Raw genomic sequence first — 24290 nt, 5'->3', positions numbered from 1 at the left:
GCATAATCTGGGAGCCATGTCGGAAACCCTGTCCTGGCCGCACGTTCTCAGCGCACTCCTCGAGTCCTCCGATCTGAGCGTCTCCGACGCGACGTGGGCCATGGAGCAGGTGATGGAGGGCGCGGCGACTCCGGCGCAGCTCGCGGGACTGCTGGTGGCCCTCCGGGCGAAGGGCGAGACGGTCGACGAGATCGTCGGCTTCCGCGACGCGATCCTCGACCACGCGGTGCCGCTGGACGTGGATCCGATGGCCCTGGACATCGTCGGGACGGGCGGGGACCGCTTCGGGACCGTCAACATCTCCTCCACCGCCTCGATCATCGCGGCCGCCGCCGGCACGCCCGTCGTGAAGCACGGGAACAAGGCCGCGTCCTCCTCCTCCGGCTCGTCCGACGTGCTCGCGGCACTCGGGGTCGACCTCTCCCTCTCTCCCGAGAGGGTGGCCGAGGTGTTCCGGCGGACGGGGATCGCCTTCGTCTTCGCGTCCCTCTTCCACCCCGGGTTCCGGCACGCCGGCCCGGTGCGCGCCGAGCTGGGCGTGCCGACGGTGTTCAACTTCCTCGGCCCGCTCTGCAACCCGGCGCGTCCCGAGGCGTCGGCGGTCGGTGTGGCGCACCTCGACCGGGTGCCGCTGGTCGTCGGCGTGTTCCAGACGCGCGGGGCGACGGCTCTGGTGTTCCGCGGGGACGACGGCCTCGACGAGCTCACGACCACGGGTCACAGCCACATCTGGGAGGTGTCGCGCGGCTCCGTGGTCGAGCACGACCTCGACCCGCGCGACCTGGGTCTGCCCCGGGCGCGCATCGACGAGCTGCGCGGCCGCGACGCCGCCTACAACGCGAGCGTGGTGCGCTCGGTGCTCGCGGGGGACGGTGGCCCCGTCCGCGACATCGTCCTCCTGAACGCGGCCGCGGGCCTCGCGGCGTTCGACCTGGCGCGCGACCCGGACCTGGTGCGCACGCCCATCCTGGAGCGCCTGCGGACGTCGATGGACCGCGCGGCGGAGGCCGTCGACTCCGGGGCCGCCACGGCCAAGCTCGAGGAGTGGGTCCGCGAGACGCAGCGCGCCGTCGTCCCGCTGCCGTAGGCGCGAGCGCAGGGCGTAACGTGGGGCTGCTGTCCGCGACGGTGCGGGCGGCGATCCACCACGCGCCGGATCGCCCGCAGGTCACGGGACGCCCGAGTGGTGGCCCGATCCTGGAGGAGACCTCGATGAAGAAGCTCATCAACGACCCGAAGAACGTCGTCATGGAGTCGGTGGCCGGTTTCGGCCTGGCGCACGCCGACCTGGTGCGGGTGGTGTCCGATCCCCTGTTCGTGGTGCGGGCCGATGCGCCCCGCTCGGGCAAGGTGGGCATCGTCAGCGGAGGCGGCAGCGGGCACGAGCCGCTGCACGCGGGCTTCGTCGGGTTCGGGATGCTGGACGCCGCCGTCCCCGGTCCCGTCTTCACCTCGCCCACGCCCGACCCGATCGTCGCGGCCACGCAGGCCGTCGACGGCGGCGCAGGGGTGCTGCACATCGTGAAGAACTACACGGGCGACGTCCTGAACTTCGAGACCGCGGCCGACCTCGCCGGCGCCGAGGGGATCGAGGTGCGCAGCGTGATCGTCGACGACGACGTCGCGGTGAAGGACTCGCTCTACACCGCGGGCCGTCGCGGCGTGGCCGGCACCGTGCTGGTCGAGCGGATCGCGGGCGCCGCTGCCGAGCGGGGCGACTCCCTCGACGAGGTCGCGACGATCGCAGAGACGGTGATCGCGAACGTGCGCTCGATGGGCGTCGCGCTCACGCCGTGCATCGTCCCGCACGCGGGCGAGCCGAGCTTCGAGCTGGGCGAGGACGAGATCGAGATCGGCATCGGCATCCACGGCGAGCCCGGCCGGGAGAAGATCGCGCTGGAGCCGGCCGACCGCATCGTCGACCGGATCCTGGGCCCGATCCTGGAGGACCTGCCGTTCTCCTCCGGGGACGACGTGCTCCTCCTCGTGAACGGCATGGGGGGCACGCCGCAGATCGAGCTGTACCTCGCCTACCGCCGCGCAGCCGAAGCGCTGGCCGAGAAGGGGATCACCGTCACGCGCAGCCTCGTCGGCAACTACACGACGTCGCTCGAGATGCAGGGCTTCTCGCTCACCGTCCTCAAGCTCGACGACGCCCTGACCGAGCTGTGGGACTCCCCGGTGCAGACCGCGGCGCTGCGGTGGGGACGCTGAGCGCCCGCGCGCACACCATGACCGGGACGACGGCCGCAGGAGCGGCGCACGAGGAGGAGACGACGATGCAGGACGCACAGGGAGCCGGGCTCGACGCGGCGTGGGCGACGGCGTGGATCCGCCGCGCCGCCGAGGCGATCGCGGAGCACCGGGTCGAGCTGATCACGCTCGACCGGGCGATCGGCGACGGGGACCACGGCGAGAACATGGACCGCGGCTTCCGGGCCGTGGTCGCGAAGCTGGACGCCGCGCCGGAGCAGGGGGTCCCGGCGGACGTGCTCAAGCTGGTCGCGACGACGCTCATCTCGACCGTCGGCGGCGCCTCGGGCCCGCTGTTCGGCACGGCGTTCCTGAAGGCCTCCGCCGCGGTCGCGGGCAGGGACGCGCTCGAGGGCGCGGACGTCGCAGCGCTCCTGGCCGCGGCGAGGGACGGCATCGTGCTCCGCGGCAAGGCCGAGGTGGGCGACAAGACGATGGTGGACGCGTGGACGCCGGCGGTCGACGCGGCGACGGCCGCCGCCGAGGAGGGAGCGGCACCGGCCGACGTCCTCGCTGCGGCGGCGGAGGCGGCGCAGAGCGGAGCGGAGTCGACGGACCCGCTGGTCGCCCGCAAGGGACGCGCCAGCTACCTCGGAGAGCGCGCCATCGGGCACCGCGACCCCGGAAGCGTGTCGACCGTGCTCCTGCTCCGCGCGGCGGCCGAGGCGGCGGCGTGAGCGTCGGGCTGGTCCTGGTCTCGCACAGCGCGCGACTGGCGGAGGGGCTGGTCGAGCTCGCGGAGCAGATGGCGGCCTCGGTCGCGCTGGTCGCCGCGGGCGGGACGGACGACGGCGGCATCGGCACCAGCTTCGACCGCATCACGGCGGCCCTGACGGAGGCCGACTCCGGCGAGGGCGTCGTCGTCCTCTGCGACCTCGGCTCGGCGATCATGACGGCGGAGACCGCGGTGGAGTTCCTGGACGACGACGCGCGCGCCCGGGTCCGGATCGCCGACGCCCCGCTGGTGGAGGGGGCCGTCGCTGCCGCTGTCGCCGCGGGCACGGGGGCGTCGCTGGACGAGGTGCTCGCCGCCGCGGAGTCGGCCCGGGGCGAGGCGCCCGCTGCTCCCGACGAGGAGACCGCGCCCGATGACGAGCGCGTGCAGCGCCGTGTCCGCTTGATCAACCCGAACGGCCTGCACGCGCGTCCCGCGGCCGACTTCGTGACGCTCGCCGCCACCTTCGACGCCCGGATCGACGCGAACGGCAAGGACGCCACGAGCCTGCTCGGCGTGATGTCCCTGGGGCTCGACCGCGGGGACGAGGTCGTCCTCTCGGCGACGGGGCCGCAGGCCCGGGAGGCGGTCGGCCGCCTCGGCGATCTGGTCGAGTCGGGCTTCGGAGAGGTCTAGCGCGACGTCGACCGGTCCAGGGACCGCGGAGGCGCCTCCTCCTACGCTGAGCGCATGGCACTCCGCGGAACCCGACCCCCGTCCGTCCTGCTCCGCCGACTCGTCACCGTCCCGCGCGTCGTGCGCCGGGCGGACGCGCGCGCGGCCCGGCGGCTGAACGCCCGTCGCCCGTCGCCCGTCGTCGACGGGGCGCTCGTGGGGCTCTCCCGGGCCGCGGACCACGGAGTCCTCTGGGCCGGCGTCGGCGTTCTGCTGCTCCTGGCGGGCCGTCCCCGCGAGGCTCTGCGGGGGACCGCCTCGCTCGCCGCGGCCAGCGCGCTCGCGAACCTGGTCGGCAAGCGCGTGTTCGGCGGCGACCGGCCGCTCCTCGTCGACGTCCCGGTCGGCCGGCGCCTGGCGACGGTGCCGACGTCCGCGTCCTTCCCCTCGGGGCACGCGGCGAGCGCCGCCGCCTTCGCCGCCGGGGTCGCGCTCGAGTCGCCCCGAGTGGGGGCGGCGGTCGCCCCGCTCGCCGCGGCTGTGGCCTTCTCCCGCTTGCACGTCGGCGTCCACTGGCTCTCGGACGTCCTCGGCGGCGCGGCGCTCGGCGCGGCGGTCGCGGTCATAGGCCGAGCCGTCCTGCCGGCCGAGCCGCGCCACGTGCCCGTCTCGGAGCGCGCGACCCGGCCCCCCGTCGACCGCAGCCCGCTGGGGGACGGTGCCGCACTCCTCGTGGTCCTCAACCCCGGCGCGGGCCGGGACTCGCACCGCCCCGATCCCGAGCCGCTGGTCCGAGCCCGGTTCCCGAAGGCGCGCGTGCACCGGCTGACCGAGGGCGAGGACCTCGCCGACGTGGTGCGCGAGGCGCGCTCGGGGGACTCTCCGCCCCGGGTGCTCGGGATCTACGGCGGGGACGGCACCATGTCGGTCGGTGCCGCTCTCGCCCGAGCCGAGGGGATGACGCTGCTCGTGCTGCCGGGCGGGACCATGAACCACTTCGCGAAGGCGCTGGGGCTGCTGACCGTCCAGGACGCGCTCGACGCGGCGACGATCGGCGAGCGCCGCGACGTCGACGTGGCCGAGGTCGTCGCGGACGGAGGAGACCCGGTGACGGTGCTCAACACGGTCTCGATCGGCGTCTACCCGGAGTTCGTCGCGGCCCGGGAGAAGCGCGAGAAGCGGATCGGCAAGCCGCTCGCCGCCGTGATCGCGGCCCTCTCGGTCGTCCGGCGCACCGACCCCTTCGAGCTCCGGCGCGACGGGAGCACGCAGCTCGTCTGGTCGTACTTCGTCGGGGTGAACCAGGAGCACCCGCGCACGGCCGCCCCGCTGGCCCGGCGACGTCTCGACGACGGACACCTCGACGTGCGCATCCTGCACTCGGGGCGCACTCCGCGCACCCGGGGCGCGCTCTCGCTCCTGCTCGGGCGGACCGCGACACCGGTGGTCGGCCGTGTGCCCGGCTGGCGGGCGCCCGTGGTCGAGTCGTTCTCGACGCCGGAGATCACCGTCGGCGCGCGCCGGCCCGCGGGAGACGACCCCGAGTGGGCGCACGACGGCGAGACCGAGTGCTTCGACGGCTCCCGCGACGGCTTCGACGAGGCCGTGGTGCGGATCGTGCCGCTGGGCCTGCGCGTCTACGCGACCGCCGACTAGGGGGCGGTACCGGCCCGGTCCCCGCCGTCCGCATCCGCCAGCAGCTCGGCCAGCGCGTCGAGGGCGGCGACCTGCCCGGCCACCACCAGCGCGCGGGCCTCGTCGATCGGGTGCCACCGGGCGTCCTCCAGCTCGGGGAAGCTGCGCAGCACGCCGGAGCCCCGCGGCCACTCCAGCTGGAAGGTGTTGCTCGCGACGAAGACCGTGTCCGCGTCTCCGCGCCCGGCGAAGACCGTGACCGTCTTGGCCGCGCTCTGCCGGAACGCGCCGAGGAGGGTCAGCTCCCCGACGGGCGGAGGAGCACCGATCTCCTCCTCGAACTCCCTTCGCGCGGCGTCGAGCGGCGTCTCGTCGCCCGTGTGCACGCCCTTCGGGATCGACCACGCCCGTGGGCGCCGGGTCCAGAAGGGGCCGCCCATCCGCCCGAGGAACACCTCGGTGCCGGAGGGGCCCTCGCGGTGCAGCAGGATCCCCGCGCTCGTCACCGCGGCCATCGCGTCTCTCCGGTCATCCCGCCATCCTGCCTCCCGCCCGTGGAAGGATCGGGAGGACCCGCCCGCGACCGCACGGAGTGAACCATGCACGACCACGAGATCCTCCGACAGCTGCGGGACGCGCTCGGAGACGCGGTCCTGACCGAGGGCTCCGAGTTCGACGCCGTGCACACCGACAAGTCGGGCTTCGCCGCACCGGGTCGCGCGCTCGCGCTCGTCGCGGCCCGCTCGGTCGAGGACGTGCAGGCGGCGCTGCGCATCGCGACCGAGCACCGGCTCCCGGTCGTGCCGCGGGGAGCGGGAACGGGCCTCGCTGCCGGGGGAGTGGCGAGCGAGGGAGCGCTCGTCCTCTCGACCGCCGCGATGGACCGCATCCTCGAGGTGTCGCTCGAGGACGAGCTGGCGGTCGTCGAGCCCGGGGTCGTCAATCAGGCGCTGTCGGACGCCGTCGCGCCTCACGGCCTCGTCTTCTCGCCCGACCCCGCGAGCCGAGCGATCTCGAGCATCGGCGGCAACATCGCGACGAACGCCGGGGGACTGCTCTGCGCCAAGTACGGCGTGACCCGGGAGGCGGTGCTCGGGCTCGCCGTCGTCCTCCCCGACGGACGCCTGCTCCGCACCGGCCGTCGCAGCGTGAAGGGAGTCACCGGGTACGACCTCACCGCGCTCCTGACCGGCTCCGAGGGAACTCTGGGCGTCATCGTCGAGGCCACCGTGAAGCTCCGCCCGATCCCGAGCGGGCGCGTGGTCACCGTCGGCGCGTACTTCCCGAGCGTCGTCGCCGCGGCCGCCGCCTCCGCCGCGATCACCGCCGCGTGGCTCCGTCCCGCCGTGATGGAGCTGATGGACGAAGCGGCGCTCACCGCGATCTCGCGCTACACCGGAGCTGCACTGGACCGTGGCGCCGCGTACCTCCTCGTCCAGACGGACGGCGGAGGAGCGGTGGCGGAGTCGCAGCGCGTCCTCGAGATCCTGACCGCCTCCGGGGGCGCCGCCGAGGCGACCGAGGACCCGGCCGAGGGCGAGGCTCTGCTGGCCGTCCGCCGGGCCTTCCACCCGGCGCTCGAGGCGGAGGGCCGCGTGCTGATCGAGGACGTCTGCGTGCCCCGCTCCGCGCTGCCGGCGATGTTCGCGGCGATCCGCGGCATCGAGGAGCGGACGGGGCTCAGCATCCCCACCGTCGCCCACGCGGGGGACGGGAACCTGCACCCGAACTTCGTGCTGCCCGCGGGGGACGGACCCGTGGGGGAGGACGTCTGGGAGGCCGCCGCGGAGCTCTTCCGCACGGCCCTGGCCCTCGGCGGCACGCTCACGGGCGAGCACGGCGTGGGACTGCTCAAGCGGCGCTGGCTGGCGGAGGAGCTGGGCGAGGACTCGCTGGCGCTCCAGCGCGGGATCAAGGCCGTGTTCGACCCGCTGGGGATCATGAACCCGGGGAAGGTCTTCTGAGGGGAGCGCCCGGGGCTACAGCAGCTCGGCCGTGATCATCGAGGCGGTGAGCACGACCGTCGCCGCGGACATCAGCCAGTAGAGGACCGTCTCGCGCCAGGAGCCGGCGGAGCCGAGGACGGGCAGCGCGGCGTAGCCGCCGGTGGTCCACACGTGGCGCAGCGGCGTCCGGCGCAGGCGCCGCGGCAGGCGCACGCGCAGCGGCCACAGCCAGTTGATCCCGCCGGTCGTGAGGGCGTCGCCGGCCACGTGCACGAGGTAGCCCAGCGTCGCGGCGACCCGGAGCCACGCCCAGGTGCCGTCGGCGAGCGCGACGAGGAGGACCGTGACGACGGTCGCCCCGGCCCACGCGATGCGCCAGGAGGGGGCGGCCCGGACGGCCTTCGCGGCGAAGGCGAGGGCGGGCAGAGTGAGGACGGCGGCCACGGCGACGGGGCCGACGACCGGCACCGGGAAGCGCAGCGCCGTGAGCACCGGCACCAGGTACCAGACGACGGCGACCGCGAGCAGCGAGTGCATGCCGTGCCGGTGCCCTCCGCTGATCCGGCCCGCGGTCGCCGTGAGCAGGGAGGCACCTGGCGCCGATCGGGAGACCGTCGCGCTCGCGTGGTCCGCGTCGGGCACCAGGGCCCAGCCTGCGGCGACTCCGAGGCCGACCAGCCGGAGGTCCAGCGGGAGACCCGCGAGGCCGAGGGGCCCGGCGACGGTGGGCACGGAGGCGGCGACGGCCCAGGCGAGCGCACCGGAGACGGCGTGCGAGCGGCCCATCATCGCGGGTCGGCTCCTTCGACTGGGCGCGGCGACGACGGAGGACGGCCGCGGCGGGACGAGAGAACCCCCGGCCGCGTGCGTGAGCACGGACCGGGGGTGAGGGTGGGCGATACCGGACTCGAACCGATGACCTCTTCCGTGTGAAGGAAGCGCGCTACCAACTGCGCCAATCGCCCAGGGGGACGTGCTGGACGACCCGAGAGACGATCGTAGCGGATCCGCGGGGTCCGGATGCACCGCCGACGCCCGCCACGCCCGGGTGAACGGACGGCGTCGAGCCGGTTTCGCGCGGAAAGACGCGGATCGGACTCCGAGTGACGGGATCGGCGCAGGCTCGATTTGGATTCCGGCGCCGCTGTCGTATACATTCTTCTAGGTCGAGCCGGGCAGCGAAAGCGCCGGACAGGCAGAACGACAGCACGACACGTAAGAAGGCAACACCAGTACGACCTACATGCGGATGTGGCGCAGCGGTAGCGCATCACCTTGCCAAGGTGAGGGTCGCGAGTTCGAATCTCGTCATCCGCTCGAACACCGGTCCTCGGACCGGCGTCATCGGGACGGCACCTTCGGGTGCCTCCCACCTGGTCGGCCCTCGGGCCGCCGACACCGAATCCCGTACACGGTGGATTGGCCGAGAGGCGAGGCAGCGGCCTGCAAAGCCGTATACACGGGTTCGAATCCCGTATCCACCTCGATCGTTCACCGAACGAGGCGCTCCGCACGGAGCAACGGGCGATTGGCGCAGCGGTAGCGCGCTTCCCTGACACGGAAGAGGTCACTGGTTCGATCCCAGTATCGCCCACCACGAGAACCCCCGGCCTCCGGCCGGGGGTTCTGTCGTTCCCGGCACCGGCGCTACCCTCGCAGGATGCCCGCCCCGATCCCCGTCGACGACCAGGGCACCCTCCTCCGCCTCGTCTCGCGGGACGACGGACCGGCCCTCGCCGCGGCGTACCGGCGCAACCGCCGGCACCTCGCGCCCTGGGAGCCGACGCGCTCGTCGCGCTTCTTCGAGGCGGGGGGCCAGACCGACGCCGTCGCGGACGCGCTCGCCGCGCACCGGGCCGGCAGCGTGCTCCCGCTCGTCCTCGACGCGGGCGGCGTGATCGTCGGTCGGCTGACTCTCGCGAACATCGTCCGCGGCGCCTTCGACAGCGCCGATCTCGGCTACTGGCTCGACAGCGGTCGGCAGGGCCGCGGCGTGATGACCAGCGCAGTCGGAGCCGTCCTGCGGACCGCGCGGGAGGATCTGGGGCTGCACCGCGTGCAGGCCGGGACGCTCCTCCACAACGTCGGCTCGCAGACCGTGCTGCAGCGCAACGGCTTCGAGCGGATCGGCGTCGCGAGGCGCTACCTGCGGATCGCCGGGGAGTGGCAGGACCACGTCCTCTTCCAGGCGCTGCTCGAGGGCGGACCGCTCCAGCCTCCGCCGACCCCGCTCGTCTAGGGTGAGCGGCGCCGGCCTTCTCCCGGCGCTCCGAGCGGGAGGGACGCGCCCATGACCACGCGGCACATCGGCGGACGAGAGTTCGACTTCGAGCGGCAGGTGGCCGTGATGGCGGTCGTGAACCGCACGCCCGACTCCTTCTACGACAAGGGCTCCACCTTCGCCCTGGACAGCGCCATCGCGGCCGCCGTGCGCGCCGCGGAGCTCGGCGCCGACTGGGTCGACATCGGCGGTGTGCCGTTCGGCCGCGGCCCCGCCGTCACGCTCCAGGAGGAGCTCGACCGTGTCGTCCCCGTCGTGGCGGGCATCGCGGAGCGGAGCGACGTGGTCGTCTCGGTGGACACGACGAGCGCCGAGGTGGCGCGCGCGAGCATCGCCGCAGGCGCCTCCGTCATCAACGACACGAGCGGGCTGCACGACCCCCGGATGCTCGAGGTCGTCGCCTCCTCCTCCGCCCAGCTCGTCATCACCCACAGCGTGGGCGCTCCCCGCAGCGAGCCGGAGAGGCCCGAGTACGACGACGTCGTGGCGACCGTGGTCGACCACCTGCGCGGCCGCGTCGATCGCGCGCTCTCGGGTGGGGTGCCTGCCGAGAGGATCGTCGTCGATCCGGGCCACGACCTGAACAAGAACACCCTGCACACGCTCGAGCTCACCCGCCGGCTGGGCGAGGTGGCCGCGCTCGGCTTCCCGGTGCTCGCCGCGGTGTCCAACAAGGACTTCATCGGGGAGGCGCTGGACCGGCCGCAGGGGGAGCGCCTCGAGGGCTCCCTCGCCGCCGCGGTGATCTGCATCCTGAACGGCGCGCGGATCGTGCGGATGCACGACGTGCGCCAGGCGGTCGACGCCGTGCGGATGACGGAGGCGGTGCTCGGCTGGCGAGCGCCCGCCTTCCTCCGCCACAACGTGGAGCCGGCGGCGTGAGCGCCCGCATCGACGGCCTGTCGCCGGCCGGACAGGACCTGTCCGACGAGGCTCTGCTGGCCCTCTACGCGGACGGTGCGGGCGAGCAGTGGCTCCGGGTCAACTTCGTCGCGAGCGTCGACGGAGCGGTCACCCGCGACGGCGTCTCGGGAGACCTCGGGGGCGCGGCGGACCTGCGCGTGTTCGACCTGCTCCGCCGGCTCGCCGACGTCGTGCTCGTCGCGGCCGGCACGGTGCGGACCGAGGGCTACGGCCCGATGGTGCTGAGCGACGAGTCCGTGCAGGCCCGGCTCGGCAGCGGGCTGGCCCCGCAGCCCGTCTTCGCGATCGTCTCGGGGTCGCTCGACCTCGATCCCGCCTCGCGGATCTTCACCGAGGCGCCGGTGCGCCCGATCGTCGTGACCACCGGCTCCTCACCGGTCCGCCGCCGCGCAGAGCTCGCCGAGGTCGCCGACGTGCTCGTCTGCGGCGACGCAGAGCTCGACGCGACGCGGATGCGGGCGCAGCTCGCGGAGCGAAGGCTCGGCCGGATCCACTGCGAGGGCGGTCCGTCGCTGCTGGGGACCCTCCTCGCCGCGGACGCCGTCGACGAGCTCTGCCTGACCGTCGCTCCGACGCTCGAGGCGGGGGACTCCGGGCGGCTCGCCCGTGGCGACGTCCCCGGACCGCGCCCGCAGCACCTGGCGCACGTGCTCAGCGCCGGCGACACGCTGCTCCTGCGCTACCTCCGCCGGCGCTGACCCGCCCTACTCGCGGCGCCGCTCGTTCTCGTCGCGCTTGGCCTCGGAGGCCGGGCGGGCGGCGATGACGGGGTGGGCGCCGGTGAAGCCGTCGCGGGCGGAGGCGATCGCCAGGATGCGCGGCTTCGCGACGTGCCAGCCCACGATCAGGGCGGGCACCCCGATCACCGCGACGATGCCCACGGTCCAGGTGCCGGTCGGGAAGTCGACGGCGATCAGGACCACGACGATCACCAGGAACGCCAGGGTGAGCCACGAGGTCACCGGGGCGCCGGGCATCCGGAAGGACGGGCGCTCCAGGCGCCCCTGGGCCGCCCAGCGCTGCAGCTGCATCTGGCAGAGGACGATCATGCCCCAGCCCGTGACGATCCCCAGCGCCGAGACGTTGAGGACGATCTCGAAGGCCTCGGACGGCACGAAGAGGTTGAGCACGATCCCGATCAGGGTGATGCTCGCCGTGAGCAGGATGCCGCCGTAGGGCACGCCCTGCTTGTTCATCCGGCCGGTGAAGGCGGGGGCGGAGCCGTTGAGCGCCATGGAGCGGAGGATGCGGCCGGTGGAGTAGAGCCCGGCGTTGATGCTGGAGAGCGCGGCCGTCAGGACGACGAAGTTCATGATCGATCCGGCGATCTCGCCCGAGGAGCCGTCGCCCAGCGAGCTGAAGAACGTGACGAACGGGCTCTCGCCCTTCGAGTAGGCCGTGTAGGGCAGCAGCAGCGTCAGCAGCAGCACCGAGCCGACGTAGAAGACGGCGATGCGCAGGATGACCGAGTTGATCGCGCGCGGGATGACCTTCGCCGGCTCCGCGGTCTCGCCCGCCGCCGTGCCGACCAGCTCGACTCCGGAGTAGGCGAACACCACGCCCTGGACGACCAGGACGCTGGCGATCAGGCCGCCGGGCAGGATGCCGCCGTTGTCGTTCCAGAGGCTGATCCCGGGGTCCACGGCGACGCCGCCGGACTGCAGCGGCCAGCCCGCGGCGAGCACGACGACGCCGATCACCAGGAAGACCACGAGCGCCGTGACCTTGATCAGCGCGAACCAGAACTCCAGCTCTCCGAAGACCTTGACCGAGACGAGGTTCAGCGAGAGCACGACGACCAGGGCGATGAGTGCGAGGAGCCACTGGGGCACGGAGGAGAAGAGCGACCAGTACTTCACGTACAGGGCCACCGCGGTGACGTCGGCGATCGCGGTCATCGCCCAGTTCAGGAAGTACATCCAGCCGGCGACGAAGGCGGCCTTCTCGCCCAGGAACTCGCGGGCGTAGGAGATGAAGGAGCCCGAGCTCGGCCGGTGCAGGACCAGCTCGCCGAGCGCGCGGAGGATCAGGTAAGCGAAGACGCCGCAGACCGCGTAGACGACGACCAGCGAGGGACCTGCGGTGGCGAGGCGGCCGCCGGCGCCGAGGAAGAGGCCGGTGCCGATCGCGCCGCCGATGGCGATCATCTGCAGCTGCCGGGGCTTGAGCCCGGGGCGGTAGCCCTCCTGCTCCTTCGAGAAGTCGGGCTGCGCGGGCCCGCGGTCGTCGTCGCTCTGCGTCACGGAGGCTCCCTCGTCACCGGATCGCGCCGGGCGGCTGCTCCGGCACGCCCGTCAGGGTACGGGCGCGCTGCTCGGAGGAGGCGGGTGGCGCGGTCCGCGGCATGCGGATCCTCTCAGGATCACGGCGCCTACCCTGGGGGCATGAGCGGACCGGATCTCGCACGGCAGTCCTCGCTCGACGGCGTCCGGATCCCGTCGCTGGCGAGGCGCCTGAACGGCGGCGCCGATCCGGCGCTCGTCTGGCGCAACGAGCTCGACGGGCTGACCTTCCGCGTGGACGCCGGGTACCTGAAGTGGAATCCCCGGTCCACGGGCGTCGACCTCCGGCGAGAGCTCGCGCGTCTGCGCTGGCTGGAGGGGCGGATCGACGCACCCCGGATCCTGGAGGCGGGCGAGGACGAGGAGGGGCAGTGGCTCCTCACCGCGCCGCTGCCCGGGCGGAGCGCCGTCGATCCGGAGTGGACGGCCCGGCCGGAGGAGGCCGTCCGCGCGATCGCGGCCGGCCTGCGGGCGGTCCACGCGCTCCCCGTCGACGCGATGCCCGAGGAGCTGCGCGGCGACTCCTGGTTCGCGCGCCGGCCGTCGGCGCTCGGCGCGGCACCGGAGCTCGTGGATCCGGTCGTGGTGCACGGCGACGCGTGCGCTCCGAACACGCTCGTCGACGACGACGGACGCTGGAGCGGCACGGTCGACGTCGGCGACCTGGGCGTGGGCGACCGCTGGGCGGATCTGGCGGTCGCCGCAGTCAGCCTCGGCTGGAACTACGGCCCCGGTCACACCCCGCTTCTCCTCGCGGAGTACGGAGCGGATCCGGACGACGAGCGCGCGGCCTACTACCGCGCGCTCTGGTCGTCCGAGTCCTGAGTCACTTCTTCTTCGCGGCCTCGTCGTCCTCGGCCGCGCCGTCGTCGCTGCGGTTCTCGCTCGCCAGGCGCAGCCAGCGCCCGTCGCGGACGTCCTTCTCGTGCACGGCCGCCTTCTTGTCGCTCGCGGCGGTGTCGCGCGGGGGGAGCTGGATGGTCTCCTCCGCCTCGATGCCCGCCTGCAGCTCGCGTCCGCGCTCGAGCTCGGCGTCGAACTCCGCGCCGAAGAGCAGGGCGATGTTGGTGATCCAGATCCAGAGGAGGAAGACGATCACGGCGCCGAGCGAGCCGTAGGTCTTGTTGTAGTTGGAGAAGTTGGCCACGTAGAACGCGAAGCCGGTCGAGGCGATGAGCCAGATCGCCAGGGCGACGATCGACCCGAGGCTGATCCAGCGGAACTTCGGCTGGCGGATGTTGGGCGCCCAGTAGTAGAGGATCGCGACGATCCCGATCGCGATGACCACGAGCACCGGCCACTTCGCGATGTTCCACACGGTGAGGGCGGCGGGACCCAGGCCCACGACGTCGCCGACGGCGGTCGCGACCGGTCCGCTGAGCACCAGGATGAGCGCCGCGATCACGATCAGGACGACCGTCACCACGGTCACGCCGAGCATCGTCGGGCGGAGCTTCCAGAAGGGGCGCCCCTCGTCGATCTGGTAGACGCGGTTCATCGCGCGGCCGAAGGCGCCGACGTAGCCGGAGGCGGACCAGATCGCTCCGACGACACCGGTCACGAAGGCCAGACCCGCGGCGGAGGAGCTGGTCAGCGCCTGGATCGGGTCGCGCAGCAGGTCGACGACCTCGCTCGACGCGAGGTTGCCGATCAGGTCGAGGACCAGATCGGTGGTGGCCTGGGCCTGGCCGAAGAGCCCCAGCACCGACACGATCGCGAGCAGGGCGGGGAAGAGCGCGAGCACGGCGTAGTAGGTGAGCGCGGCGGCGAGGTCGGTGCACTGGTCGGCGCCGAACTCGCGGGCCGTCTTCTTGAGGACGTAGAACCAGGAGCGCCTGGTGATGTCGGTGACGTCGTCGGGCTTCCGGGAATCGTCGGGATCGGGCGCTGTCTTCTCGCGGGTCGTGCTCTGCTCGGCCATGCGGACACGCTACGGGGCCGACAGTCGTCGGACGGCCCCCTTGACGGCGGGGCCGACCGTGTCGGGGTCAGGCTCGGCGCTGGCGCGCGGCGGCGAGGGTGCCGAAGAAGAGGAAGGAGCAGGTCGCGGCGAGGACGGTCAGCAGGGGCGCCTCCCAGCCGCCGCTCGCGTCGTGCGCGAATCCGATGACGGTCGGGGCGGTGGCGGCCACCGCGTAGCCGATGCCCTGCACCGTGGCCGAGAGCCGCGACGCGTGGGCGTCGGAGCGGGAGAGCCGCACGACGAGCACGAACACCACCGTGAAGCCTCCGCCCTGAGCCGCGCCGCCCAGCACGCACCAGAGCGCCCAGAGCTGCGGGGCGAGCAGCAGCCCCGCCGGCACCGTGCACCAGAGGAGGCCGACGAGAACGATGCTCCCCAGGGGGCCGAGCCTGCGGACCAGGAGCGGGACGCCGAGGGCCCCGGCGACCGCGGCGAGCTGGAACACCGAGGCGCTCGCGCCCGCGGTCGCGATCGAGAAGCCGTTGCGGTCGACGAGCAGCGAGGGGAGCCAGGCCGTCACTCCGTAGTACGAGAACGCCTGGCTCGAGAAGCAGAGCGCGAGCGCCAGCACGGTCGCGCTGCGGAAGATCCGCGGAGCCGGTGCGGCCGGTGCGCGGTCGGCGCGGGAGGGGCGGGGAGCCGGACGCAGGGCGGCTCGGGGACCCACCGCCAGGAGCCAGCCGGTCAGCGCGAGGGCGTTGAGGGCGAGCCAGACGAGCAGGGCGCCGCGCCAGCCGAGCGCCAGAGCGAGCGGAGCGGTGCCGAGCGAGGTGATCGTCGAGCCGATGTTGAGGGCCGCGGTGTAGACGCCCGTCGTGAGGTCGACGCGCGCGGGAGCGACGTCCCGCCGGATCACGACGGGGAGCACGACGTTGCCGATCGTGATGGAGACGCCGATCAGGATCGTGCCCGCGACGGCCGGCCCCACGTCGCCGATCGAGCGGACGATCGTGCCGAGCGCGACGCCGATCACCGTGACGGTGACCGCGGCGTCGGGGCCCGCGCGGCGGATCACCAGGAGGGCGAGCGGAGTCGCCAGGGCGAAGCAGAGGACGGGGATGCTGGTGAGGATCCCCGCCAGGCCCGCGGACAGCGCGAGGTCCTCGCGCACCGCGTCGATGATCGGTGCGACGGCGACGATCGGACCGCGCAGGACCAGGGCGACCAGGGCGACCGCCACGACGAGGAGCCAGGGAGCGCTCCGGCGCACGGTCATCGGGGCGTCGAGGGCCGCGGCACCCCGGTCAGCCGGCCAGGCCGGAGACCCCGGCCGAGAGGTTGCCCACGATGGTGAAGACGCCCGACACCAGGCCGAGGATCCCGGTGACGAGTCCGGCCGTCGCGAGCCCGCGACCGCCTCCGACGACCGGAGCGGCCGCCCGGCCCTTCGCCGAGAAGACGATGGCGAGGATCGAGGGGATCAGCAGCGGATTGATCAGCAGGCTCAGGACGCCGAGCACGAGGCTCGCGATCGCCATCGGGTTGCGGCCCGCCGCGGAGGACGGGGCGGACGGGTAGGCGTACAGCTCCTGCTCCGGAGCGCCCTCAGGCGTGCCGTAGGCGGGAGCGGGTGCCGAGGAGGACGGGCGGGACCGGTCGGTCCACGCCGCACCGTCCCAGTAGAGCTCCGAACCGAGGACGGCCGGGTGCGGATACCACCCGGGCGCGGGCAGCGGAGCGGAGTCGTCGGGCATGGGGCGAGTCTAGAGCGGCGCCGATCAGCTCTTCGGCTGCTCGATGCCGAGCGCGTTCCCGTCGGGATCGAGGATCCAGGCCGCCCAGACGCTGCCGCGGTCGGCCACGCCGTTCTCGGTGCGCAGCTCGTCGCTGTCGTAGTCCTCCGGAGCGACGCCCCGGGCCGCCAGCGCGTCCAGCTCGGCCCGCAGGTCGGCCACGCGCCAGGCCGCCTTGGTCTGCTCGTCCTTCGAGCCCGTGGTGCTGGCGGTGACAGTGAGCCGCGTGCCGCCGCAGGAGTAGGCGATCGCCGACTCGCTCTCCTCGAGGACCTCCAGTCCCAGGGAGCCGGCGTAGAAGGCGCGGGAGGCGGCGAGGTCGCGGGAGAGCAGAACGGGGCCGATGGGGGAGTCGGAGAGCACGGTGCGTCCTTTCGTCGGTGGTCCTCCAGTCGACGCCTGTCGCGGCCGGGCGCGGAAGGGGTTGCCACCGGGCGGACGAGAGGGAGAGGGCGCGGCAGAATGGCCTCGGCCGCGCCCGCCGCGCGACCGGGAGGAGCCGTCATGAGCTGGACCATCGACGAGGTGGCGTGGACCCACCCGGACGCCGAGCGTCTGCGCGACGCCCAGCGCCGCGAGCTCGACGAGCGCTACGGCAGCGACGACCACGAGCCCGGCACCCCGCCCTCGGCCGACGACGTGCCCGTCTTCCTCCTCGCCCGCGACGCGAGCGGCACGGCCGTGGCCTGCGGCGGGCTGCGACCTCTCGACGACGACGTCCTCGGACCGGGCGCCATCGAGGTGAAGCGGATGTTCGCCGACCGCGCCGCCCGCGGCACCGGAGCGGCCACGGCCGTCCTGCGCGCCCTCGAGGAGCGGGCCGCCGCCCTGGGCACGACGCGCCTGGTGCTGGAGACCGGGACGCTCCAGCCCGATGCGATGCGGTTCTACCTCCGGGAGGGCTACCACGCCATCCCGCCGTTCGGCGACTACATCGGGTCCGAGCACTCGGTCTGCTACGCCCGCGATCTCGCTCCCGGCGCCTGAGGATCAGCGGCGCAGGGTCTCCACCGGGTACTCGCCGAAACGGCGGTGGTACGCCCCCGAGAAGCGGCCCTGGTTGAGGAAGCCCCAGCGCGCGGAGACGGCGCGCACGGTCTCCGCGCCCGGAGCGCCCTCGCGCAGCTCGACGCGCGCCCGGTCGAGGCGCACACCGCGCAGGTAGCCGAGCGGAGTGTCGTCGAAGTGCCGCCGGAACGCGGCCTGCAGAGCGCGCGGGGTCAGTCCCGCCGCCGCAGCGATGTCGGCCACGGTGATCGGCGACGCGGCGAACGCGTGCAGGAACTCCGCCGCCCGCAGGAGGTGCTCGAGCCCCGGGCGCAGCACCTGCGCCGGCACCACGACCGGCCGGTGCGCGAAGGTCGCGAGCAGGTGCAGAGCGACACCGCGCTCGGCCGCCACGAGCTGCAGCGCGGTCGCCTCTCGGCCCGACCGCAGGACGCCCGCGAAGTCGTCGACCGCCCGCCACCAGCCCGGCAGCGCCGAGGCGGAGGCGATCGAGCGGTGGTCGAAGACGAGCGGCAGCGGCACGCCGTCGCCTGACTCGGACGCGACCTGCTCGAGGAGGCCGGCGGCCACGTGCACGAGCCGCTGCTGGAAGTCGCGGGAGACGAACTCGAACGGACGCGCGCTCGGGAACACGACCGGCCACCCCGGCCGGTGGACGATCCGATCGCCCTCCGGGTCCATAACGCTCGTGCCCGAGAGGAACCACGAGACGATGTACTCGCCCTCCGGCCGCAGCCCCCCGGACACGGAGCCGCGGAACACGGACGTCCGCAGGCTCACGCCCTCGCTCCCGGAGACGTCGTAGCGGAAGGAGAAGGGCCGCTCGACCGTCTCCGTCCGGAATCCCGACCCGCCGTAGCCGTCGCTGTAGAAGCGCCGCGCCTCCTCCAGGTCGGCCCCGGATCGCGTGAAGCGCTGCAGAGCAGGACCGGCACCCATCGGACCAGGATGTCACCTGGACGGATTGCGCACCGGTCGCCCCCGCGCCCCTGTCCGGGGCACGTGCTGTCGGCAGGGTGACGGGGTCGGACGACTCGGACGGAGACCATGGAGATCAGCGCACGCAGACTCGCGGCACGGGACGCGGTGGCCGTCGTCGCCGTCCTCGCCGCACTCGAGGGGGCGCTCGCCGTGGACTCCCTGCCGCCCGGCCTGGAGGAGGTCCTCCTGCACCAGCTGGAGCGCAGCTCGCTCGTGCTCCCCGGCGCCGACCGGGACGAGCTCGCCTCCGCTCTGCGCGCGCTCGACGCCCGCGTGCGCGACGCGCTCGGGTAGGGGCCGCCGCCGACTACAGTCGAGGGGTCAACCGAGCCCGAGGAGTGCCCGCACGTGTCTCACGAACCGTCGAATCCCGCAGAGAACGAGTCCCACCCGGTCGTCACCGAGGCGGGCACGGGATTCACGCACTTCACCGACCGGGCCGTGGTCGCGATCCGCGTCAACGGCGAGCTCAAGGACCTCGCCGCCGACGTCGTGCCGGGCGACCGCATCGAGCCGGTGCTCATCTCCTCGCCGGACGGGCTGAACATCCTCCGCCACTCCGCGGCTCACGTGCTCGCGCAGGCGGTGCAGCAGATCAACCCGGAGGCGAAGCTGGGCATCGGCCCGCCCGTCACCGACGGCTTCTACTACGACTTCGACGTCGAGGAGCCCTTCACGCCCGAGGCGATGAAGGCGCTCGAGAAGGCGATGGACCGCATCGTGCGCCAGGGCCAGCGGTTCGTGCGCCGCGTCGTGTCCGAGGAGGAGGCGCGTGCCGAGCTCGCCGGCGAGCCCTACAAGCTCGAGCTGATCGGGATCAAGGGCGGCGGCGCCGAGGACGAGAGCGTCGAGGTCGGCGGCGCCGAGCTCACCATCTACGACAACGTCGACCCGCGCTCCGGAGAGACGGTCTGGAAGGACCTCTGCCGCGGCCCGCACCTGCCCAACACCCGCATGATCGGCAACGGCTACGCCCTGACCCGGAACGCGGCCGCCTACTGGCGCGGCTCGGAGAAGAACCCGCAGCTGCAGCGCGTCTACGGGACCGCGTGGCCCACGAAGGACGAGCTGCGCGAGCACCAGGCCCGCCTCGAGGAGGCGGCGCGCCGCGACCACCGCAAGCTCGGCCACGAGCTCGACCTGTTCTCCTTCCCGGACGAGATCGGCTCCGGCCTCGCGGTCTTCCACCCCAAGGGCGGGATCATCCGCTACGAGATCGAGCAGTACATGCGCGAGCAGCTGCTCGCGCACGACTACGAGCTCGTCTACACGCCGCACATCACCAAGGGCGACCTGTTCCTCACGAGCGGGCACCTGCAGTGGTACTCCGAGGGGATGTTCCCCCCGATGCACCTCGACGAGCTGCAGGACGAGGACGGCAACGTCACCCGTCAGGGCCAGGACTACTACCTCAAGCCCATGAACTGCCCGTTCCACAACCTGATCTTCCGCTCGCGCGGCCGGAGCTACCGCGAGCTCCCGCTGCGCCTGGCCGAGTTCGGCACGGTGTACCGCTACGAGAAGAGCGGCACGCTGCAGGGCCTCACCCGCGTGCGCGGCCTCACCCAGGACGACGCCCACATCTACGTCGCGCAGGAGGACGTGTCGGCCGAGCTGACCCGCAACCTCGAGTTCGTGCTCCAGGTGCTGCGCGACTACGGCCTCGACGACTTCTACCTCGAGCTGTCCACGAACGAGGAGGGCAACCCGAAGTTCGTCGGTGCGCCCGAGCAGTGGGAGGAGGCGATCGAGTCGCTGCGCGCGGTCGCCGTCGCCTCCGGTCTCGAGCTGGTGCCGGATCCGGGTGGAGCGGCGTTCTACGGGCCGAAGATCTCGGTGCAGGCACGCGACGCGATCGGCCGCACCTGGCAGATGTCGACCATCCAGCTCGACTTCAACCAGCCCGAGCGGTTCGAGCTCGAGTACACGGCCTCGGACGGCTCGAAGAAGCGGCCCGTCATGATCCACCGCGCGCTCTTCGGCTCCATCGAGCGCTTCTTCGCCATCCTCACGGAGCACTACGCCGGGGCGTTCCCGGTCTGGCTGTCGCCGGTCCAGGTCGTGGGCATCCCGATCGCCGACGAGTACCTGCCCTACCTCGAGGAGGTCGTCGGCGAGCTCAAGCGCTCGGGCATCCGCGCCGAGATCGACTACTCCAGCGACCGGATGCAGAAGAAGATCCGCAACGCCACGCTGCAGAAGGTGCCGTTCCAGATGATCGTGGGGGAGAAGGACCGCGACGCCGGAGCCGTCAGCTTCCGCTTCCGCGACGGCACGCAGGAGAACGGGATCCCGGTCGCCGACGCCGTGGCACGCATCCGCGAGGCCGTCGCCTCGAAGGCGCAGGTCTGAGCGTGGGCGACGGCTCGGACGGCGTCGTGCCCGAGGGAGCGGAGGGCTCGGCGCACCTCGCCGGGGTGCCCGACGAGTTCCAGCGCCTGTGGACCCCGCACCGGATGGTCTACATCCAGAAGGGGCAGCCCGGAGCCGACGACTGCCCCTTCTGCGTGGCGCCGACGCTGAGCGACGAGGAGGCCCTCATCGTCGCGCGCGGGGAGCACGCCTACGTCCTGCTCAACCTGTTCCCGTACAACTCCGGCCACCTCCTGGTCTGCCCGTACCGGCACATCCCGCTCTACGACGAGGCCACTCCCGAGGAAGTGGCCGAGATCGGAGCGCTCACGCAGACGGCGATGCGCGTCGTCCGCTCGGTCTCCCGCAACGACGGCTTCAACCTCGGGATGAACCAGGGCGCGGTCGCGGGAGCGGGGATCGCCGCGCACCTGCACCAGCACGTGGTCCCGCGCTGGGCGACCGACGCGAACTTCTTCCCGATCATCGCCCGCACGAAGGCCCTTCCGCAGCTGCTCGGCGACGTGCGGGCGAGCCTCGCGGCGGCCTGGCCGAGCCTCTAGACCGCCGCCCGGCCCCCTGTCCAGCGCCGCGGGCGGCGGGCGCCGTCTCGTAGACTCGGAGCTGCCGTCGGCGGAAGTCGCCGCACAGAACAGGACTCGCGAACATGACCGACACCACCACTCCGTCCTCGTCCGCTCCCGAGCAGTTCGGCTCGAGCCGCGTCAAGCGCGGTCTCGCCGAGATGCTCAAGGGCGGCGTCATCATGGACGTCGTCAACGCCGAGCAGGCCCGCATCGCGGAGGACGCCGGTGCGGTCGCCGTGATGGCGCTCGAGCGCGTCCCCGCCGACATCCGCTCGCAGGGCGGCGTCGCGCGCATGAGCGACCCCGACCTGATCGACGGCATCGTCTCCGCCGTGTCGATCCCCGTCATGGCGAAGGCGCGCATCGGCCACTTCGTCGAGGCGCAGATCCTCCAGGAGCTCGGCGTCGACTACATCGACGAATCCGAGGTCCTGTCGCCCGCCGACTACGTGAACCACATCGACAAGTGGAACTTCACCGTCCCCTTCGTCTGCGGAGCGACCAACCTGGGCGAGGCGCTGCGCCGCATCACCGAGGGCGCCGCGATGATCCGCTCGAAGGGCGAGGCCGGCACCGGCGACGTCTCCGAGGCGACCAAGCACATCCGCACGATCTCCGGCGAGGTCAACCGCCTGAAGGCGATGACCAAGGACGAGCTCTACGTCGCGGCCAAGGAGCTGCAGGCCCCCTACGACCTGGTCGTCGAGATCGCCCGGACCGGCAAGCTCCCCGTCGTCCTCTTCACCGCCGGCGGGGTCGCGACCCCGGCCGACGCGGCGCTGATGATGCAGCTGGGCGCCGACGGCGTGTTCGTCGGCTCCGGCGTCTTCAAGTCGGGCGAGCCCGCCAAGCGCGCGGCCGCGATCGTGAAGGCGACCACCTTCTTCGACGACGCGAAGGTCGTCGCGGAGGCCTCGCGCGGTCTGGGCGAGGCGATGGTCGGCATCAACGTGGCCGACGTGCCCGCGCCGCACCGCCTCGCCGAGCGTGGCTGGTAGCGCCGACGCGCCGCTCGCCGGCGCTGGACTGACGCGGGAGTCGCTCGAGGGGCTCCGCGTCGGCGTCCTCGCGCTGCAGGGCGACTTCCGCGAGCACGCGCACGTCCTGCGCGAGCTGGGCGCGGAGGTGGTGCTGGTGCGCCGCCCGGAGGAGCTCGCCACCGTCGCGGGTCTGGTCATCCCGGGTGGCGAGTCCACGGTGATGGACAAGCTGTCGCGCCTCTTCGGGCTCGCGGGGCCGGTCGTCGAGGCGATCGGTGCGGGGATGCCCGTCTACGGCACCTGCGCCGGGCTGATCATGCTGGCCGACCGGGTCCTCGACCGCATCGACGGCCAGAGCAGCTTCGGCGGCCTGGACGTGTCGGTCCGGAGGAACGCGTTCGGCAACCAGCTCGACTCCTTCGAGACCGATCTCGACGTGCCGGCGATCGGCGATCCGCCGGTGCACGCGGTCTTCATCCGCGCACCGGTCGTGGAGGAGCTGGGAGAGCGGGCGACCGCTCTCGCCAGCGTCGCCGACGGGCGGGTCGTCGCGGTCGAGCAGGGCAACCTCCTCGGGACGGCGTTCCACCCCGAGATCACCGGCGACTACCGCTTCCACGAGCTGTTCCTGCGGAAGGTCGCGGCGACGCGCTTCGGCGACTGAGCCGTCGCCGTCCCGTCCGCCAGGGGTGGACGGTGCGGGAACCGCGGGCCAGGGTGGTCGCATGCCCGAACTCCCCGAGGTCCAGGCCCTCGCGCTCGATCTCGACGCCCGCCTGGGCGGACGAGTCCTGGAGCGGCTCGACGTGTTCGCGATCTCCGCCCTCAAGACCGTGGCCATCCCGCCGTCGGCTCTGTCCGGCGAGACCGTCCACGGAGTGTCGCGGCACGGCAAGTTCCTCGACATCGCCGTCGGCGAGGCCCACGTCCTCCTGCACCTCGCCCGCGCCGGCTGGGTCCGGTGGCGGCCCGAGCGGCCGACAGCCCCTGTGAAGCCCGGCCGGGGCCCGCTCGCCGCGCGACTGGTCCTCGACGACGGGTCGGGGTTCGACGTCACGGAGGCCGGCACCAAGAAGAGCCTCGCGCTGTCGATCGTCGCCGATCCGCTCGACGTCCCGGGCGTCGCCAGACTGGGCCCCGATCCGCTGGACCCGGAGTTCACCGAGGAGATCCTCGGCGCGATCCTCGCTACGGCGGGCCGGGCGCAGCTGAAGGGCGTCCTGCGCGACCAGTCCCGCATCGCGGGCATCGGCAACGCCTACTCCGACGAGATCCTCCACGTGGCGCGCATGTCGCCGTTCAAGCCCGCCGCGCTCACCGCCGACGAGCTGGACCGCCTCTCCGCGGCGCTGCGCTACACCCTCGAGGAGGCGCTCGCCCGCGCCGAGGGCCTGCACGCGGCCGACCTCAAGCGCGAGAAGAAGCTCGGCATGCGCGTCCACGGCCGTACAGGAGAGGCCTGCCCCGTCTGCGGCGACATGATCCGCCAGGTGATCTACCACGACTCCACGCTCCAGTACTGCCCCACCTGCCAGACCGGCGGCAAGGTCCTCGCCGATCGCGTCCTCTCGCGGCTGCTCAAATAGCGAGCCGGTCCCCGCCCGGCTCGCCGCGGTCGGCTTCCTGGGGTGGCGGGCTGGGTGGAGCGGGAAGCGTCCGCCTACAGCGATCCGCTGGCACGCGGATCGCCGGTTCGGCGGTGCTTGTGGCGAGCCGGTCCCCGCCCGGCTCGCCGCGGTCGGTTTCCTGGGTTGGCGGGCTGGGTGGAGCGGGTCGCGTCCGCCTACAGCGATCCGCTGGCACGCGGATCGCCGGTTCGGCGGTGCTTGTGGCGAGCCGGTCCCCGCCCGGCTCGCCGCGGTCGGCTTCCTGGGGTGGCGGGCTGGGTGGAGCGGGTCGCGTCCGCCTACAGCGATCCGCTGGCACGCGGATCGCCGGTTCGGCGGTGCTTGTGGCGAGCCGGTCCCCGCCGTCTCGCCGCGGTCGGCTTCCTGGGGTGGCGGGGCGGGTGGAGCGGGTCGCGGCCGCCTACAGC

Annotated in this window: 25 protein-coding genes and 4 tRNA genes; 20 read left to right on the top strand and 9 right to left on the bottom strand. The window is 73.2% G+C overall.

What is annotated here, in order from left to right:
- Window positions 1-16 precede the first annotated feature (16 nt).
- The 5 genes from trpD to C5D08_RS07040 all read left to right on the top strand — a co-directional run bounded on the left by trpD (window position 17) and on the right by C5D08_RS07040 (window position 5239).
- On the top strand, window positions 17-1087 hold the full coding sequence (gene trpD, locus C5D08_RS07060; protein WP_104276429.1) for an anthranilate phosphoribosyltransferase: 1071 nt from the start codon (window positions 17-19) through the stop codon (window positions 1085-1087).
- A 125-nt stretch (window positions 1088-1212) separates the two neighbouring features.
- Window positions 1213-2214, top strand: coding sequence for a dihydroxyacetone kinase subunit DhaK (gene dhaK / locus C5D08_RS07055; protein ID WP_104276428.1), 1002 nt, complete (start codon window positions 1213-1215; stop codon window positions 2212-2214).
- Between the two features lie 65 nt (window positions 2215-2279).
- Window positions 2280-2930, top strand: a complete 651-nt coding sequence (gene dhaL / locus C5D08_RS07050; RefSeq protein WP_104276495.1) for a dihydroxyacetone kinase subunit DhaL — start codon at window positions 2280-2282, stop codon at window positions 2928-2930.
- Window positions 2927-3604 carry a dihydroxyacetone kinase phosphoryl donor subunit DhaM gene (gene dhaM, locus C5D08_RS07045; RefSeq protein ID WP_104276427.1) on the top strand — a complete coding sequence of 226 codons (678 nt, stop codon included), beginning with the start codon at window positions 2927-2929 and terminating at the stop codon, window positions 3602-3604. Before dhaL ends, dhaM begins: the two co-directional genes overlap by 4 nt.
- A gap of 54 nt (window positions 3605-3658) precedes the next feature.
- Window positions 3659-5239, top strand: a complete 1581-nt coding sequence (locus C5D08_RS07040) for a bifunctional phosphatase PAP2/diacylglycerol kinase family protein (protein WP_104276426.1) — start codon at window positions 3659-3661, stop codon at window positions 5237-5239.
- On the opposite strand, the gene C5D08_RS07035 is transcribed toward C5D08_RS07040, so the two are convergent.
- Window positions 5236-5733: an NUDIX domain-containing protein gene (locus tag C5D08_RS07035; RefSeq protein ID WP_104276425.1), complete on the bottom strand. Its 498-nt coding sequence runs from the start codon at window positions 5731-5733 to the stop codon at window positions 5236-5238. The two genes, C5D08_RS07040 and C5D08_RS07035, sit on opposite strands and share 4 nt — an antisense overlap.
- Window positions 5734-5817: 84 nt before the next feature.
- On the opposite strand from C5D08_RS07035, the gene C5D08_RS07030 reads away from it, so the two are divergent.
- The gene (locus tag C5D08_RS07030) at window positions 5818-7182 is read left to right on the top strand and encodes an FAD-binding oxidoreductase (RefSeq protein ID WP_104276424.1); all 1365 of its coding nucleotides are present in this window, start codon (window positions 5818-5820) and stop codon (window positions 7180-7182) included.
- A gap of 15 nt (window positions 7183-7197) precedes the next feature.
- On the opposite strand, the gene C5D08_RS07025 is transcribed toward C5D08_RS07030, so the two are convergent.
- Window positions 7198-7953, bottom strand: coding sequence for a metal-dependent hydrolase (locus tag C5D08_RS07025; RefSeq protein ID WP_104276423.1), 756 nt, complete (start codon window positions 7951-7953; stop codon window positions 7198-7200).
- Between the two features lie 103 nt (window positions 7954-8056).
- Window positions 8057-8129 (bottom strand) — tRNA-Val (locus tag C5D08_RS07020).
- Window positions 8130-8409: 280 nt separating this feature from the next.
- Here C5D08_RS07020 and C5D08_RS07015 point away from each other — a divergent pair.
- The 6 genes from C5D08_RS07015 (at window position 8410) to C5D08_RS06990 (ending at window position 11067) form a co-directional block, all read left to right on the top strand.
- Window positions 8410-8481 (top strand) — tRNA-Gly (locus C5D08_RS07015).
- A 96-nt stretch (window positions 8482-8577) separates the two neighbouring features.
- Window positions 8578-8648: transfer RNA gene (locus C5D08_RS07010), tRNA-Cys, on the top strand.
- A gap of 38 nt (window positions 8649-8686) precedes the next feature.
- Window positions 8687-8761, top strand: a tRNA-Val gene (locus C5D08_RS07005).
- Window positions 8762-8824: 63 nt separating this feature from the next.
- The gene (locus C5D08_RS07000) at window positions 8825-9403 is read left to right on the top strand and encodes a GNAT family N-acetyltransferase (protein WP_104276422.1); all 579 of its coding nucleotides are present in this window, start codon (window positions 8825-8827) and stop codon (window positions 9401-9403) included.
- Window positions 9404-9454: 51 nt separating this feature from the next.
- The gene (gene folP, locus C5D08_RS06995; protein WP_104276421.1) at window positions 9455-10327 is read left to right on the top strand and encodes a dihydropteroate synthase; all 873 of its coding nucleotides are present in this window, start codon (window positions 9455-9457) and stop codon (window positions 10325-10327) included.
- The gene (locus tag C5D08_RS06990; protein WP_104276420.1) at window positions 10324-11067 is read left to right on the top strand and encodes a pyrimidine reductase family protein; all 744 of its coding nucleotides are present in this window, start codon (window positions 10324-10326) and stop codon (window positions 11065-11067) included. The genes folP and C5D08_RS06990 overlap by 4 nt, the downstream gene beginning before the upstream one ends.
- A gap of 6 nt (window positions 11068-11073) precedes the next feature.
- Here C5D08_RS06990 and C5D08_RS06985 read toward each other — a convergent pair whose 3' ends face one another.
- Entirely contained in the window at window positions 11074-12612 is a 1539-nt protein-coding gene (locus tag C5D08_RS06985; protein ID WP_258067344.1) for an amino acid permease, read from the bottom strand.
- A gap of 141 nt (window positions 12613-12753) precedes the next feature.
- On the opposite strand from C5D08_RS06985, the gene C5D08_RS06980 reads away from it, so the two are divergent.
- The gene (locus C5D08_RS06980; protein WP_104276419.1) at window positions 12754-13476 is read left to right on the top strand and encodes an aminoglycoside 3'-phosphotransferase; all 723 of its coding nucleotides are present in this window, start codon (window positions 12754-12756) and stop codon (window positions 13474-13476) included.
- 1 nt (window position 13477) lies between these two features.
- Here C5D08_RS06980 and C5D08_RS06975 read toward each other — a convergent pair whose 3' ends face one another.
- From C5D08_RS06975 to C5D08_RS16960, 4 genes are all read right to left on the bottom strand, one after another.
- Window positions 13478-14572 (bottom strand): YihY/virulence factor BrkB family protein, encoded by a 1095-nt coding sequence (locus C5D08_RS06975; protein ID WP_104276418.1) that lies wholly within the window; start codon window positions 14570-14572, stop codon window positions 13478-13480.
- 67 nt (window positions 14573-14639) lie between these two features.
- A complete protein-coding gene (locus tag C5D08_RS06970; RefSeq protein ID WP_104276417.1) occupies window positions 14640-15830 on the bottom strand; it encodes a CynX/NimT family MFS transporter in 1191 nt (396 codons plus the stop codon).
- A gap of 28 nt (window positions 15831-15858) precedes the next feature.
- Entirely contained in the window at window positions 15859-16308 is a 450-nt protein-coding gene (locus C5D08_RS06965) for a DUF2510 domain-containing protein (protein WP_104276416.1), read from the bottom strand.
- Window positions 16309-16332: 24 nt separating this feature from the next.
- Window positions 16333-16710 carry a VOC family protein gene (locus tag C5D08_RS16960; protein WP_104256165.1) on the bottom strand — a complete coding sequence of 126 codons (378 nt, stop codon included), beginning with the start codon at window positions 16708-16710 and terminating at the stop codon, window positions 16333-16335.
- A 141-nt stretch (window positions 16711-16851) separates the two neighbouring features.
- On the opposite strand from C5D08_RS16960, the gene C5D08_RS06955 reads away from it, so the two are divergent.
- On the top strand, window positions 16852-17334 hold the full coding sequence (locus C5D08_RS06955) for a GNAT family N-acetyltransferase (RefSeq protein ID WP_104276415.1): 483 nt from the start codon (window positions 16852-16854) through the stop codon (window positions 17332-17334).
- A 3-nt stretch (window positions 17335-17337) separates the two neighbouring features.
- Here the strand turns inward: C5D08_RS06955 and C5D08_RS17190 are convergent, their stop codons facing one another.
- On the bottom strand, window positions 17338-18294 hold the full coding sequence (locus tag C5D08_RS17190; RefSeq protein ID WP_104276414.1) for an AraC family transcriptional regulator: 957 nt from the start codon (window positions 18292-18294) through the stop codon (window positions 17338-17340).
- Window positions 18295-18402: 108 nt separating this feature from the next.
- Between C5D08_RS17190 and C5D08_RS06945 the strand changes: the two genes are divergently transcribed.
- From C5D08_RS06945 to C5D08_RS06920, 6 genes are all read left to right on the top strand, one after another.
- On the top strand, window positions 18403-18630 hold the full coding sequence (locus C5D08_RS06945; protein WP_104261680.1) for a hypothetical protein: 228 nt from the start codon (window positions 18403-18405) through the stop codon (window positions 18628-18630).
- A gap of 147 nt (window positions 18631-18777) precedes the next feature.
- Entirely contained in the window at window positions 18778-20688 is a 1911-nt protein-coding gene (gene thrS, locus C5D08_RS06940; protein WP_244230674.1) for a threonine--tRNA ligase, read from the top strand.
- A gap of 2 nt (window positions 20689-20690) precedes the next feature.
- Window positions 20691-21251 carry an HIT domain-containing protein gene (locus tag C5D08_RS06935; protein WP_308471628.1) on the top strand — a complete coding sequence of 187 codons (561 nt, stop codon included), beginning with the start codon at window positions 20691-20693 and terminating at the stop codon, window positions 21249-21251.
- 104 nt (window positions 21252-21355) lie between these two features.
- Window positions 21356-22273 carry a pyridoxal 5'-phosphate synthase lyase subunit PdxS gene (pdxS, locus tag C5D08_RS06930; protein WP_104276412.1) on the top strand — a complete coding sequence of 306 codons (918 nt, stop codon included), beginning with the start codon at window positions 21356-21358 and terminating at the stop codon, window positions 22271-22273.
- A 28-nt stretch (window positions 22274-22301) separates the two neighbouring features.
- Window positions 22302-22919, top strand: a complete 618-nt coding sequence (gene pdxT / locus C5D08_RS06925) for a pyridoxal 5'-phosphate synthase glutaminase subunit PdxT (RefSeq protein WP_104276492.1) — start codon at window positions 22302-22304, stop codon at window positions 22917-22919.
- A 61-nt stretch (window positions 22920-22980) separates the two neighbouring features.
- Window positions 22981-23841 (top strand): DNA-formamidopyrimidine glycosylase family protein, encoded by an 861-nt coding sequence (locus tag C5D08_RS06920; RefSeq protein WP_104276411.1) that lies wholly within the window; start codon window positions 22981-22983, stop codon window positions 23839-23841.
- Window positions 23842-24290 lie beyond the last annotated feature (449 nt).

The organism is Rathayibacter sp. AY1B6, assembly GCF_002932755.1.
Taxonomy (GTDB): Bacteria; Actinomycetota; Actinomycetes; order Actinomycetales; family Microbacteriaceae; genus Rathayibacter.
Note: the sequence above shows the minus strand (reverse complement) of the source record. Positions and strands in the feature narration are given on the sequence as shown.

Bases quoted from the DNA above. Each gene is read 5' to 3' on its own strand.
- C5D08_RS17190 (WP_104276414.1), bottom strand. From the start codon at position 18,294: ATGGGTGCCGGTCCTGCTCTGCAGCGCTTCACGCGATCCGGGGCCGAC.
- C5D08_RS06965 (WP_104276416.1), bottom strand. From the start codon at position 16,308: ATGCCCGACGACTCCGCTCCGCTGCCCGCGCCCGGGTGGTATCCGCAC.
- C5D08_RS06955 (WP_104276415.1), top strand. From the start codon at position 16,852: ATGAGCTGGACCATCGACGAGGTGGCGTGGACCCACCCGGACGCCGAG.
- C5D08_RS06920 (WP_104276411.1), top strand. From the start codon at position 22,981: ATGCCCGAACTCCCCGAGGTCCAGGCCCTCGCGCTCGATCTCGACGCC.
- trpD (WP_104276429.1), top strand. From the start codon at position 17: ATGTCGGAAACCCTGTCCTGGCCGCACGTTCTCAGCGCACTCCTCGAG.
- C5D08_RS06975 (WP_104276418.1), bottom strand. From the start codon at position 14,572: ATGGCCGAGCAGAGCACGACCCGCGAGAAGACAGCGCCCGATCCCGAC.
- C5D08_RS07030 (WP_104276424.1), top strand. From the start codon at position 5,818: ATGCACGACCACGAGATCCTCCGACAGCTGCGGGACGCGCTCGGAGAC.
- C5D08_RS07040 (WP_104276426.1), top strand. From the start codon at position 3,659: ATGGCACTCCGCGGAACCCGACCCCCGTCCGTCCTGCTCCGCCGACTC.
- dhaL (WP_104276495.1), top strand. From the start codon at position 2,280: ATGCAGGACGCACAGGGAGCCGGGCTCGACGCGGCGTGGGCGACGGCG.
- C5D08_RS07035 (WP_104276425.1), bottom strand. From the start codon at position 5,733: ATGGCCGCGGTGACGAGCGCGGGGATCCTGCTGCACCGCGAGGGCCCC.
- C5D08_RS07000 (WP_104276422.1), top strand. From the start codon at position 8,825: ATGCCCGCCCCGATCCCCGTCGACGACCAGGGCACCCTCCTCCGCCTC.
- dhaK (WP_104276428.1), top strand. From the start codon at position 1,213: ATGAAGAAGCTCATCAACGACCCGAAGAACGTCGTCATGGAGTCGGTG.
- C5D08_RS06980 (WP_104276419.1), top strand. From the start codon at position 12,754: ATGAGCGGACCGGATCTCGCACGGCAGTCCTCGCTCGACGGCGTCCGG.
- C5D08_RS06945 (WP_104261680.1), top strand. From the start codon at position 18,403: ATGGAGATCAGCGCACGCAGACTCGCGGCACGGGACGCGGTGGCCGTC.
- C5D08_RS07025 (WP_104276423.1), bottom strand. From the start codon at position 7,953: ATGATGGGCCGCTCGCACGCCGTCTCCGGTGCGCTCGCCTGGGCCGTC.
- pdxS (WP_104276412.1), top strand. From the start codon at position 21,356: ATGACCGACACCACCACTCCGTCCTCGTCCGCTCCCGAGCAGTTCGGC.
- folP (WP_104276421.1), top strand. From the start codon at position 9,455: ATGACCACGCGGCACATCGGCGGACGAGAGTTCGACTTCGAGCGGCAG.
- C5D08_RS06970 (WP_104276417.1), bottom strand. From the start codon at position 15,830: ATGACCGTGCGCCGGAGCGCTCCCTGGCTCCTCGTCGTGGCGGTCGCC.